Annotated in this window: 9 protein-coding genes; 4 read left to right on the forward strand and 5 right to left on the reverse strand. The window is 54.8% G+C overall.

The features are described 5' to 3' along the window. Positions 1-6 precede the first annotated feature (6 nt). Positions 7-1296 carry a hemolysin family protein gene (locus CA54_RS23715; protein ID WP_146373497.1) on the forward strand — a complete coding sequence of 430 codons (1290 nt, stop codon included), beginning with the start codon at positions 7-9 and terminating at the stop codon, positions 1294-1296. Between the two features lie 32 nt (positions 1297-1328). Here the strand turns inward: CA54_RS23715 and dusB are convergent, their stop codons facing one another. From dusB to CA54_RS23735, 4 genes are all read right to left on the reverse strand, one after another. Continuing rightward, positions 1329-2417 carry a tRNA dihydrouridine synthase DusB gene (gene dusB / locus CA54_RS23720; protein ID WP_146373498.1) on the reverse strand — a complete coding sequence of 363 codons (1089 nt, stop codon included), beginning with the start codon at positions 2415-2417 and terminating at the stop codon, positions 1329-1331. 83 nt (positions 2418-2500) lie between these two features. Continuing rightward, on the reverse strand, positions 2501-5812 hold the full coding sequence (locus CA54_RS23725; RefSeq protein WP_146373499.1) for a DEAD/DEAH box helicase: 3312 nt from the start codon (positions 5810-5812) through the stop codon (positions 2501-2503). A gap of 303 nt (positions 5813-6115) precedes the next feature. Next, positions 6116-8167, reverse strand: coding sequence for a methionine--tRNA ligase (gene metG, locus CA54_RS23730; RefSeq protein WP_146373500.1), 2052 nt, complete (start codon positions 8165-8167; stop codon positions 6116-6118). Positions 8168-8394: 227 nt separating this feature from the next. Beyond that, entirely contained in the window at positions 8395-9819 is a 1425-nt protein-coding gene (locus tag CA54_RS23735) for a class II fumarate hydratase (RefSeq protein WP_146373501.1), read from the reverse strand. A gap of 268 nt (positions 9820-10087) precedes the next feature. Here CA54_RS23735 and CA54_RS23740 point away from each other — a divergent pair, with 268 nt between their 5' ends. Together CA54_RS23740 and CA54_RS23745 are read left to right on the forward strand one after the other, a co-directional pair. Beyond that, positions 10088-11212, forward strand: coding sequence for a pyridoxal phosphate-dependent aminotransferase (locus tag CA54_RS23740; protein ID WP_146373502.1), 1125 nt, complete (start codon positions 10088-10090; stop codon positions 11210-11212). A 23-nt stretch (positions 11213-11235) separates the two neighbouring features. Further along, positions 11236-12138, forward strand: coding sequence for a hypothetical protein (locus CA54_RS23745; RefSeq protein WP_197532775.1), 903 nt, complete (start codon positions 11236-11238; stop codon positions 12136-12138). A gap of 403 nt (positions 12139-12541) precedes the next feature. On the opposite strand, the gene CA54_RS23750 is transcribed toward CA54_RS23745, so the two are convergent. Beyond that, positions 12542-12988: a YaiI/YqxD family protein gene (locus CA54_RS23750; RefSeq protein ID WP_197532776.1), complete on the reverse strand. Its 447-nt coding sequence runs from the start codon at positions 12986-12988 to the stop codon at positions 12542-12544. A 151-nt stretch (positions 12989-13139) separates the two neighbouring features. On the opposite strand from CA54_RS23750, the gene CA54_RS23755 reads away from it, so the two are divergent. Then, positions 13140-13538, forward strand: a complete 399-nt coding sequence (locus CA54_RS23755) for a VOC family protein (RefSeq protein ID WP_146373504.1) — start codon at positions 13140-13142, stop codon at positions 13536-13538. Positions 13539-13636 lie beyond the last annotated feature (98 nt).

Consider the following 13636-nt stretch of genomic DNA (forward strand, 5'->3'; position numbering starts at 1 on the left):
TAAAGTATGATTCCGCTGCTGTTCACGGGAATTTCGACTGCGCTCTTATTTTTCAGCGCATTGGCAGCTTATAGCTTTTCCGATTTTTCCCGCCGCCGATTAGAAGAGATCTGCCGTCACCGCGGTCTGAACGATCGATTCGGCATGATCCTCCGCCATTACGAGCAAGCCGTATTGGGCTGGCAGTTGGTCTCGCTGATCAGTTTTGTCGCTGCGCTAATCAGCGGCGCTCGAAGTTGCGGGTTTTCGCTTTCCGACACGGGCGAGTGGACTCTCGCCGATGTCGGTAGCGCCGTGCTGCTGGGCGGAATGTTGTTCTTCTCAGCTGTAATCTTCCCCTGGGCCATCTCGCGCGTGGCGGGTGAGTCATTCATCTGTTTCACGTGGTCTATGACGCGTGGACTGCTGTTGCTCTTCAAACCCGTTATTTGGTTCACCGGTTGGGTCGATACGATCGTGCACCGGTTGGCGGGGCGACAGGAACCGGAAAACGGTGATGCGACGAATATCACAGAAGAGATCCTAACAGTTGTCGACGAAGGACAGCGCGAAGGAGTCCTGGAGTTAGAAGCAGGGACGATGATCCACCGCGTGATGGAGTTGCAGGAAGCGGATGTCGCCGACATCATGGTTCCGCGCACCGACATGACCTGCATTCACGTGGAATCCCCGCTGCAAGCTGCGCGGGAAAAACTGCTCGAAGCGGGGCATTCCCGCGTGCCGATTATCGGCGAAAGTCCAGACGATATTATTGGCGTTTTGTATGCCAAGGATCTGCTCAATTTTCTAAATTCTGACGGCAATTCATCGGCGGAATTACGAGATATCGTGCGGCAGCCGTTTTATGTTCCCGAAAGCACCGGCATCGATACGCTGTTGCAAATGATGAAAACCCAGCGGGTGCATTTGGCGATCGTGCTGGATGAATATGGCGGCGTCGCCGGGTTGGCCACCATGGAGGATATTCTTGAAGAGATCGTCGGCGAAATCGTCGACGAGTTCGACAGCGCGGAAACCGAGCCATTTCGCCAGATTTCCGATGCGGTCACCGAAGTCGATGCTCGCGTGCATGTCGATGATGTCAATGAGCGGTTGAAGCTCGCCCTGCCCGATGATCGCGATTACGACACGATCGGCGGCTTTGCGTTCTCCGTCTTGGGGCACATCCCCACCGCAGGCGAATCCTTCGAGTGGGAACAGGCACAGTTTACGATACTGGAAGCGGACAAACGTAAAATTGTCCGCCTGCAGATCGAAATCGAACCCTCCGTCGCCGCTGAGGCGGACGCTGGCTGATCGCTCTAGCTCCTCTGCTCGCTGTCGATCCGCTACCAATTCGCAATCGGGCCGCTGGGGACGGGAATGTGGTACTCGGGCAGTTCACCGGTTTTTGTCCCAACCGCCGGCCCCGCTTCAGCAATGCGATCCAAGGCCGCTTGCAGAGACTCGCCGGTACGGGCTTGTTGAAAATCATTTCGCAGCGCGGCTCGTACGTTCATAGATTTCAAATACCAATGCCCCATTTTCCGAAACGATGAAATCGCTCGTTCCAGACCACGCTGCTCGACAAGATAGCCAAACTGCCGTTTGAGCAATTGCATACGCTCTTCGAAGTTCCCGGAAGGCGCGTATTGTCCGGTCTGTTCCCACTGGACAAGTTGCCGAAAGATCCAAGGATTGGCCAGCGCGCCGCGCCCGACCGAAATGGCATCGCAACCGGTCTCATCGAACATTGTCGCCGCATCGGCGATGTTGCGAATGTCGCCATTGCCGACCACTGGAATGGATTGCACGGCTTCGACCACTCGCCGAATGCCCTCGCGACTAACTTTGCCGCTGAAACCTTGTTCCCGGGTGCGGCCATGGATCGCAATTGCGACCACGCCGACTTGTTCGAAAGCTCGGGCAAACTCCGGAGCGGTGATGCTTTGGTCATCCCAGCCCAGCCGCATCTTGACCGACACGGGAAGCGCCACGGATTTAACGACAGCTTCGACCAGTTGCACAGTTTCATCGGCCTGCCGCATCATGGCCGAACCGGCGCCCCCTTTGGTGATCCGATGCACGGGGCACCCCATATTGATGTCAATCGAATCGACACCACGGGCTTCGAGAAACTGCGCCGCTTCTGTCATGGCGGGAATCTCGCTGCCGAAGATTTGCACGGCAAACGGCGAATCCTCTTCGCAGGTGGCGATCAGGTCGCGCGTTTTGGCATTGCCGGCCAACAAGCCCCGCGCATTGACCAAATCAGTCGTCCCCAAGCCGAGGCCGCCGATTTCTCGCACAATGCGACGAAACGGCAGATTGGTATACCCGGCCAAGGGAGACAATAAAAACCGTGACGGCAATTCCAAATCGCCGTATTTCAGCGGGGGACGAGTCGACGGCTGGGGGTGAGTGAATGTCTGTGGCATGATCCAGGAAAACACCTCGAAACCGCGCAGTTCGATGCGAACGGGCGCAACGAAAACGTCATCTCTAACGGATGACGAATGCGTTACGACAATAACATCGTTAGATCTTCCATCGTCAAAGTCTTGATGATGTTATTATCCGCTTGCAAAATGGCGTCGGCCAAATCTCTTTTCTTGCTCTGCAATTCGGCAATCTTCTCCTCGACCGTATCACGGCATATCAACCGGTAGGCAAACACCTGTTTGGTTTGGCCGATACGATGCGTCCGGTCAATGGCCTGCGACTCCACGGCAGGATTCCACCAGGGGTCCAACAGAAAGACATAGTCGGCCGCCGTGAGGTTCAAACCAAAACCACCCGCTTTGAGACTGATCAAAAACAGCGGGCAATCGGGGTCGTTCTGGAACCGATCGACGCATTTTTGCCGATTGCGTGTTTGCCCATCGAGATACTCGTAAACGACACCGCGGCGATCCAGATGGTCGCGCACAATTGAGAGCATGCTCGTGAATTGTGAAAACACGAGTGCTTTGTGCCCTTCATCCAGCAATTCGTCCAGGTGCAAAAACAGCGCGTCCAACTTGGCACTGGAATCCTCGACGCGTCCGCGATCAAGCAGTGCCGGATGACAGGCGGCCTGACGAAGTCGCAACAATGCCTCCAACACGTGCATTTTCGATTTGCCCAGTCCATCACGCGAGATTGCTCCGAGCAATGAGGCACGATAATGCTCGCGCAATTCGTCGTATAGTTTACGTTGCTCGGTGCCCATGTCGCAGTGGATGGTCTGCTCGAATTTGTCCGGCAACTCCTTGGCGACTTCTTTTTTCGTACGCCGCAGAATAAACGGTTTGAGCGCCTGAGACAGTGTCTTTCGTGAGTGGGCGTCTTGGGAATCCGCAGCGTGTAATTTAAACACCGAGGCCCGCCCTAACATGCCGGGATTGAGGAATTCAAAAATTGACCACAAATCACCAACATGGTTTTCAATCGGGGTACCACTGAGCGCCAACCGTTGATGTGCCCGCAACAGTCGCGATGCTTTGGCAATTTGCGACCCGGCATTTTTAATAGCCTGGGCTTCATCCAGTACAACATAGTCGAACTGAACGTCTTTCAATTCCAAAATATCTCGACGCAGTGTGCCATAAGTCGTCAGGATCAAGTCAGTTTCAGCGAACTTAGCGCGCTGCTCGGCCCGTTCCAGTCCAACATATTCGATAATGGATAAATCGGGAGTAAATCGCTTGGCTTCTTCTTTCCAGTTGAAAATCAGCGATTTGGGGACGACCACCAACGAAGGAAGCGGTCCGTGCGGACTCAGACGTTTGCGGTCCTGCAGCAACGCGAGAAACTGAATTGTTTTTCCCAAACCCATGTCGTCGGCAAGACAGCCGCCGAATGAAAACTCTTGCAGAAAGCGGAGCCAACCCAATCCTTCGCGTTGATAGGACCGCAATTCGCCTTTAAAGCCATCCGGTTCATTAATGTCATCAATGCCGGAAAAATCTCGCAACTGCGTGCGCATGTCGTCGAATTTTTGGTCGAACTTGAAATCGTCCTGAGCTGACAACAACGCATCGAGCAAGCCGACTTGGTTTTGGGAAAAGCGAACGTGATCCTCTTCCGCTGTTCCCAAACCGGCCAGCAAACCGTATTGAGCGATCCATTCCTCCGGCAAGATCCCCAGCGAACCGTCATCCAAACGCACGGTGCTGTCGCCGCGGGATAGGGCCGACAACAGGTCTGGGAAATCAATGCTGCGTCCGTCAAAGTCGACATCCGCGTGCAATTCAAACCAGTCGATGCCCGACTTAATCTGAAATCCCATATGCAGCGGTTGGTGGATGCGACTGCCGTCCGCTTCGACAATCCAACCTTCACCGACCAACGTGCGGACGCCGGGGCCAAGATTGCGGGCGTTGATTTCCACATCGGCGTTGCGCCGCCGATGGTCCAGTAGCCGCTGAAAACCGTTTTCGCCCAACAGCTTCCAGTCGCGTTCTTCAACAGCCCGATCGCGGGGAATACACCGCCGCTCGCTGCGTTGCACGACAGCCCCTTGCGGACTGGTCGCGCGGATATTGGTTCCGTCGTAATTGAAAAACACTTCCCCTTGCAACTTGCGCGATTGCCACTTCAAGCCCCGCGGTGAACGGAGAATCAAACGCGGTTTGGGGGTACAGCGGACCTCTTCCAACTGCAATGCTTCAGGAAGAATCATCTTGGGTAGCAACGGCATATCGAAAAGTCGATCGACCAGTTCGTTCTCTTCACCGTTGGGCACAGAAATCGGATCGCCACCTCGCAGCTGTCGAGCCCATTCAAAAACGCCGTAGTCCTGGAATTCACTGATGTGAGTCTCCGTGAAGATATATCCCCCCGGCACGATCAATTGCGGTTCGCGGACTTGCATTTCGTCCCCTTCCCGCTGAAACGACCCGTCGACCCGCCATTGGTCGAATTCGTCGTAAAACTGCACGTTGAGGCATAACTCCCAAGCCGATTCCTCATCCCACGCCAGCGGAACAGGATGTTTTTCAGAACCGTGCAAATACCGCCCATGCCCCGATGCGCAGATCATCGGCAGCACCAACCCGCACAATTCAAAAGGGACCAAATAGCGAAACGATGTTGATTGTGTTTCCGCTTGCCGCGCATGCCAATTGCCACGGTCCGCCGTGCTGCCTGCCAGATAGGCTAGAATCTTGCGATCCTCTTCATCTTCGACGTCGTCGAGTTGGCCGGGACGCAATTTCAATGGTTTGAGTTTGCCCCATTGGCCGTTGGCGCGCCGCTCGCGCTGGGATGTTTGGATGACCAATTGGTTGGCTTCATCGCTCGCAGCGATGTCGATTTCGAAAAAGATTTCCCGGTCCTTGGCGGAAGTCCCCTGCACCGTGCCGCCCACTTGCATGGCGTCACTAACGGCTTGCAGTTTCTGCGCCCAGGCCGGCAATTCTTTTTCGACTTTGACCGCAATTTTCGTGCTACGGCTCGAACCGGTCCCATAGACTTCACTATCGTCCCAGTCCTCATCCCAATCCGCATCGAAACTCAACGAGGGAGAAGGATCGGCAGCAAACGGAGGAATATGCCCCGGCTTGACCGTTCCGCCAATCAGCCCCTCAGACTCGACCGCTAAAATAGTCGCCCACAAATGCTTGCAGTGCATCAACGGCTTTTCGCCGCTGAAACAGGTGCAATACATCTGCAGTTCTTCGCCGTTACTGCGATCGATATGCGTTTCAAATCCGACCCCGTCACTCACAACCGCCGAGATGCGGTCAACCGTGACGTGCGTAATTGTGACTCGTTCCGCCTTGATATAAGCAGCGCCGCGATAACGAATATCGCCACGAAACTTCGGTTCCATCAACGTCGTAATACCCATTCCGGCGTGTCAGCCTCCCTGATATAGCGCAAACAAATTCGCGAGATTACGGAAAAATCGCGCATCGGACAATTTTAGGGAACTTGACGCGTTCTGTGAACCGCAGTGCATGAAGTTTGTGAAAAGATGGGCGAACTTCCGTGGTTTTAAGTCGCCAATAAGTCCACGAATCTTTGCCGTTCCCCTGGTAAAAACGGGATTGGCGATGCTTCTGCTGTGCTGCGTGCCCGTCTGGCAGAGTGCCGGACAATTCCAAAATGATGCGTTACGCCGTCCCGATTGCTGGTTGAATGACCATTATCACTAATGCACCCGTTGCCCTGGTTTTGCTCCTTCGTCGGGGCTGAGAACAAAGATGTCCTTGCCTCCTGGGCCGGCGGCCAGGACCATGCCTTCGCTGACGCCGAAACGCATTTTGCGGGGGGCCAGATTCGCGCAACAGATCACCAGGCGCCCGACCAGTTTCTCCGGCTCGTAGACTCCTTTGATTCCCGCAAACACATTGCGGGTCACGTCGCCGCCCAAACTGAGTGTGAGTTGTAGAAGTTTGTCCGCCTTCTCGACCTCTTGAGCGGCAACCACGCGGGCGACGCGCATGTCGACTTTGACGAACTCGTCGTAGGTGCATTCTTCGGCCAACGGCTCATTGGCCAAGGCTTCGGGACTATCGTTGTATTGGTTCTCTGCTTCTTCGGGAGCGGCTTCTTCGGGAGCGGCTTCTTCTTGACTTTCTTCGATCATCGCGTGTACCTGACTTTCTTCGACTCTGGTTAGCATATGCTGAAATTTATTAACCGCCGTGCCGACGAGCGGTCGTTGTGATTCATTCCATTGCTGGATCGGCGTGCTTAAGAGTTCGCCGGTATGTTGTGCCAATCGCGGCAACACTGGTGCCAAATAGATGGCCAATTGCCGAAACAGGTTCAAGGCGATTGTGCAGACGTCCTGCAGTTGTTGCTGCTTGTCCGGTTCTTTGCGGAGTTTCCACGGTTCCGCATCCTCGACAAATTTGTTGGCCTTGTCGGCCAGCGCCATAATGTGCCGCATCGCAGCGTTGTAGTCGCAGTTCTCATAATTCGCCGCGATCTGTTTCCCAGCTGCGGCGGCCTCAGCGAAGAGTCCCCCATCGTCGGGATATTCTGTTGAGAGTCCCAACTCTTTGACAAACTTAGCAGACCGACTGGCCAGGTTGACGACCTTGCCGACCAAATCGGAGTTCACCTTGGCGACGAATTCTTCGAGATTCAAATCCAAATCATCCAAGCGTGGCCCCAGCTTTGTGGCAAAGTAATATCGCAGGTACGCCGGGTCCAGGTGATTCAGATAGGTCGACGCTCGTACGAATGTCCCTTTGCTCTTGGACATTTTCTGCCCGCCCACGGTCAAAAAACCGTGAATGTGCACTTTGGTGGGGAGGTTATACTCAGCCGTTTTGAGCATCGCCGGCCAAAACAGCGTATGGAAATAGGTGATGTCCTTGCCGATGAAATGGTGAATTTCGGTCTTTTCGTTCCGCCACCAATCGTTGAAATCCTCGCCGTTCCGGTCGCACCATTGCTGCGTCGATGCCATGTAGCCGATCGGAGCGTCGAACCAGACATACCAATAATTACCGGGGCTGTCCGGGATTTCGAAACCGAAATAGGGAGCGGGCCGTGAGATGTCCCAATCACGGAGCGGCTCGTGCAGAAAATGCCCCTTCAGATAATTGGCCACTTCATCCTGCAGATGCTCACCCGACTGCGTCCACTCTTCCAGAAACTCGTGTAGTTCCTCGATATTCACAAACAGATGCAGCGAACTGCGGACTTCCGGCGTCGCCCCGCTCACCGTACTAATCGGATCGATCAAATCCGCAGGGCTATAGGTCGCGCCGCAACTATCGCAATTGTCGCCGTATTGCCCTTCCGATTTGCAGCGGGGACAGGTACCGCGGACGAATCGGTCGGCTAGAAACGTGCCCGCCTCCGGATCGTACAACTGCGTGACATCTCGCTCGGCGACAAGGCCGGCTTGGCGAAATGCCGCCCAGAACTCATTGCAAAACTTTTGGTTTTCAGGGCTGTTGGTGCTGCCGTAGTTATCAAACTCGATGCCAAACCCCGCGAAATCCGCTTCGTGGGCCTGTTTCATTTCAGCGATCAACGCTTCTTCGCTCCGCCCTTCTTGCCGCGCCCGCAGCATGATTGCCGTTCCGTGCGTGTCGTCGGAGCACATATACAAGCAGCGATTGCCGTACAGTTTCTGAAACCGCACCCAAATATCGGTCTGCAGATATTCCACCAAATGCCCAATATGAATATGCCCATTGGCATACGGCAAAGCAGCGGTGACAAGAATTTGTCGTGTGGTCATCGAGGAAATTCGTTCGTTGGTTTGCGGTCTATGAGGCCACGAATTGAAGACAGATCAAACACTGATCGAAAAGGTGGCCTCGCTGGGTACCACTGCTGGCTACTCCAGCAGTGGTATCGCCGGACGCATGTTTGCACTGGCGGGCAAGCCGTCGGTTTGGGACGTTTCGGTTTCACGCCCGCGAATCTGTGTTTTATCCGTGTTTCATTTGTGGCTGAGAGGTTTCATCACGCCTGTGGTTCGGTCATGCTCATGGGGTCGAGCGCTTTGTTCAATTCCTCTTCGGGAAGGACATTTTGTTCCGTGCAAAGTTCGCGGATTGTTTTGCCGGTTTTGAATGCTTCTTTGGCAAGCGCGGAAGCTTTTTCGTAGCCAATATAGGGATTCAGGCTGGTGACCATCGAGAGGCTCTTCTCCACGGCGGCTTCGCAATGATCCGGATGCGCGTGCATGTCATCGGAACAAAACTCGACAAATGCATCGGTCACGTTGGCCAACAGCGTGATGCTTTCCAATGTCGTTTGGCCCATCACGGGCATCATAATGTTCAATTGGAATTGACCACCTGTTGCTCCGCTGATGGCGATGGCTTGGTCGTTCCCCATCACGCGGGCAGCGACTTGCATCATGCTTTCGCACATCACCGGATTGACTTTGCCCGGCATGATCGAGCTACCCGGTTGCCGGTCAGGCAGTACGACTTCGCCAAAACCACACCGCGGCCCGGAACTGAGCCAGCGGAGATTGTTGGAGACATTGAACAATGTCGAGGCAATCGCCCGCAACTGCCCGTGGCATTCCACCAGACCGTCGCGTTGGGCGTTGGCTTCGAAATGATTGACCGCTTCGATAAAGGCGATGCCCGTTTCATCGGCCAAAACCTTAGCGACGCGGCTGCCGAATTCTGGATGCGTGTTGATTCCCGAACCGACGGCCGTCCCACCGACTGGCAATTCCAACACGGCATCCCGTGCCCGTTCGGCCCGGCCAATCGACAATTCAATCTGCCGCGCCAGTCCGCCGATTTCCTGTCCCAGTCGAAGCGGAGTCGCGTCGGCGAGGTGTGTGCGGCCGATTTTGATGATCTTGTCCCACTCCGCCGCTTTTTTGGCGAGCGATCCGGCGAATTTTTCCAGAGCGGGGATCAGATTTTCCTGGATACTGACCGCAACGGCGACGTGAATCGATGTCGGAAACGTGTCGTTGGTGCTTTGCCCCATGTTCACATGGTCGTTGGGATGCACCGATTTCTCGGGGCTGAAGCGATCGTCGCCCAATATCTCGACTGCTCGGTTGCTGATCACCTCGTTGACGTTCATGTTACTGGACGTGCCCGAACCGGTTTGGAAGACATCGACCGGGAATTCGTTATCGAATTTCCCCTCAGCGACTTCGCGGCACGCGGAGAGTAGTGCGTCGACTTGTTTGTCATTCAGCGGCTTTTTGCCTGTACCGGTCAGTTTGCCCACATCGCGATTGGCGATGGCAGCCGCGTATTTGACCAGCCCCATCGCATGAATCAGATCCGTGGGTAAGGCCCAACCCGAAATGGGAAAATTATCAACGGCCCGTTGGGTTTGTGCCCCGTAGTAGGCTTTTGCGGGGACCTGGACATCTCCCATGGAATCGTGTTCGGTACGAAATTCGCTCATCGCTCGTATTTCCTGCCTCGTGGGTGCCTAATTTAAAGACCGACAGCCAAAAACGCTGTGCTGCTTCGAACATCGTAGCGAGTTGCCCGGCGGATCAAAAGTGAGACCTTATTCCCCTGGAAATCCACCGGAATGGGGCAATCATGGCCCGATTGGTGGGCCGCATGAAATCGAGGTGTTATGATAGGCTCACCGCCGCAAGCCAAGACGCAGCCGACGGCCTCATGAGATTCATTCCATCGAAACGGCATAGGATTAGAGACGAGATATGAGTGAAGAATGGATTGCCGACCGCATGCATCGCATCGACGCTTCGGGCATTCGTAAGGTCTTTGATCTGGCGGCCAAACTGACCGATCCGGTGAACCTGAGCATCGGGCAACCCCATTTCGATACCCCTCAGCCGATCAAGGACGCATTAGCGAAAGCAACGGCCGACGGGCACAACGGCTATAGTCAGACACAGGGCATCGCCCCCCTGCTAAAAACCATTCAGGACCATGTCGACAAGACGCTGGGGCAGACCGATCGTCAGGTGTTCATCACCAGCGGGACGAGCGGCGGGTTGATGTTGGCGCTGTGCGGACTGGTCAATCCGGGCGACGAGGTCATCGTCTTTGATCCTTGGTTTGTGATGTACAAACACCTGGTCACCTTGGCCGGGGGGACGGTGGTGGAGATCGATACGTATCCCGATTTCCAAATCGACGTCAACAAGGTCCGCGATGCGATCACCGACCGCACCAAGGTAATTCTCTGCAACAGCCCGGCCAATCCGACCGGTTGTGTCGCCAGCAGCGAGCAACTGAAAGATTTGGCCGAGTTGGCGGCGGAAAAAGACATCGCTTTTCTGAGCGACGAAATCTACAAGTCGTATTGCTACGACCAAGAATTCCAATCTCCGGCGCAATGGAACGACCAAACGATCGTCATCGATGGTTTCAGCAAATCGCACTCGATGACCGGTTGGCGGTTGGGGTATATGCACGGACCGTCGGCACTGATGCAGCAAATGTTGAAGCTGCAACAGTTCACCTTCGTCTGCGCTCCGCACCCGGTGCAATGGGCCGGGTTGGCCGCCTGGGACTACGATGTTTCCGAATACGTCGAGCAATACAGTCGTAAACGGGATTTCATGGTTTCGGAATTGCGGAACGACTTTGAAATCCACGGCGCCGATGGAGCCTTTTACTTGTTTCCCAAAGCGCCTTGGGGCACGGGTACGGAATTCGTGACCGAAGCGATCAAGAACAATTTGTTAATCATCCCCGGCAACGTCTTTAGCCCCAGTGACACACACTTTCGGATTTCCTACGCAGCGGAAGATGCCGTTTTAGAGCGCGGTGTTGAGTTACTCAAAATACTGGCTCGGCAAGGCAAACCCAGCGTGTGAGTGGTGAAAAAGGCAATAACCTGATGCCCAGTTGGTCTCAAGCGCTCAAATTGAATGAAAACCGCGAGGTGGTTGCCGGCAGCGCCAACGCATTGTGCGACGCCATTCGTCGCGGTGCGGACTTACGCATTGGGACTGCTTTTCGTCACAACGAACACATCGACGTCACGTCAACCAATAACGAATTGATCCGCGAAGTCATGGACTTTCGCGTGACCTATCTGCTGCAGGATCGTTGGGCGGCGGGGATCCAAAACTTGCGGATGCCGATTGAATTGCCTGACGGATTTGGGCCGCGAGCCTCGATGTCGTTCTTTCTCTACAACCAAGAAGGACATCAAGGGGTAGGCAGACCGTTTCTCGACGGCGAACCGGCGAAGGGTACCATCGGCCCAGCGCCGCTCAACGACCACACCGACATGCCCAAGTATCATGAGCTTGCGAATTGGGACGCGGATACGAATGCTCCCAGCAGCAATTTCATCTACGATTTTGAATACTTCGAATACCACGTCCGCGATTGTTGGCGAGAGGTCTTCGCACACGATGCCGACGGGCAAGTGATCTTCGGCGATTTGGATATGCTAGCCGAAGCGGTTCGCCAAGGCAGCGAGGTCAAAATCGCTGTGCGTGGGTTGTGCGACGACCTAACGCCTGCCGGCGACACAGCGATGGAGCACGAAGTCTTCCTGCACTTGGGAGCCTGTTACTATTACACCGAAACGCGGCAAATGATGGCCTCGGCCAACCCGGTCGTCCGCACCCGCGCCGCCATTCCACTCGGCTATGCCAGTGGCGAATGGGACTACGGCTGGCTCATGCCCCGCACAGACGGACACGTGGCACGTTGGTTGTGCGACCCGCAAACGCTCCAATTCCAAAAATCAACCACCCACCACGCAATCCGCTGGTTCATCAACAGCTGATCATAATGTAGGGTGCGTCGCGACGCACCTTTCTCGCGTAGGACCATGAATTCTCCCCATGAACCAATGCGCTACGTACGTTTGGGCGGAAGGATTTTAGCCACAGAGTTCACCGAGGACACAGAGAAGGAAACGGTGTTTTCACCGTGCGCGGATTTCCCCAGAAGCTTCCGTGGTCTTTGCGGATTCACTGGTGCTGGTAAATCGCCCTCCAGCTCAAAATCCTAATGTTTCACATCATAAATTATGCCGGCGCGTCGTCGGTCACTGTTCCCACAATGCGACCGCATACGGTCGGTTTGGGATTTTGAGAGTCACGCCCGGAAATCCGTGTTTCATCCGTGTTTCATCCGTGGCTAAGAAAATTACGGCCATGTTTGATTATGGATCCGTCGCGCTCAGGCTACTTCTTGCGCTGCAGTTTTTGAATCGTCTGGTCTAATGTCTGCAAGAATTGGGAGCGGTCTTGTTTGCTAAACGGAGGTGGGCCGCCGGTGATTGTGCCGAGGTCGCGGAGTTGCGTCATCAACTCTCGGCTAGCGAGTGCGCTACCGATCGATTCGGCAGAAAATTTTCCACCACGGGAATCGAGCACGTGGGCCTGTTTTTCTAAACATCGCGAGGCGAGCGGAATGTCAGCAGTGATCACAATATCGTCGCCGGCGACCTGCTCGGCAATCCAATCATCGGCAGCTTCGTAGTGTCCTTTGACGACGACCAACGTCAACCAATCCGCCGTCGGCACCCGCATTGGCGCATTGGCAACTACCGTTACCGACAGTTTGTATCGCTTTGCGACGCGATAGACCTCCTCCTTGACCGGACAGGCATCGCCGTCAACAAAAATCATCGTCACGCCTGGACCTTTCGGCTCTGGAGCAGTTGAGGGTTGAATCTCCCAACATGGTAACTAGGACACGAAATTTGACAACCAGCTGCAGCTTGAGACAATGTCGCATGTTGGACAACATCGCCAGGCCCAATTCTTGGAGGGAAATCAAATGGCGAATCGGTTGGAGCACGCGAATCTCACAGTGCCAGACATCGACGCAACGGTTCGGTTTCTGAGAACCGCATTTCCGGAATTCATTGTACGGGGCGAGGGGATCCAAAATGGGGACCGTTGGCTGCATGTCGGCAGCGACGACTCGTATATAGCGCTCAACGAATCGTCGGAGGGATATTCCGAAAACGGACCGCTGAATCATCTCGGTTTTGCGGTCGACGACGTCAGTGCCGTCGTTAGCCGATTGCTGGAAGCAGGTTATCGAGAAGGATTTATCGCACCGGAGCATCCGCATCGTCGCCGAAAATACTTTTTCGATGCCGACGGAATTGAGTGGGAGTTCGTCGAGTATGCCTCAGGCGATCCGGCTCAGCGAAACGACTATTCGCTGTGATGCTTCGTGGATGACTGTCGTAATTCGCGCATGAAAAGGGCCCCTCGATTCATCAGAGTCGGGGGGCCGTCAATAATCGCTATGGCCAAGCTGCCCCT

Source organism: Symmachiella macrocystis, assembly GCF_007860075.1.
GTDB classification, from domain to species: Bacteria; Planctomycetota; Planctomycetia; order Planctomycetales; family Planctomycetaceae; genus Symmachiella; species Symmachiella macrocystis.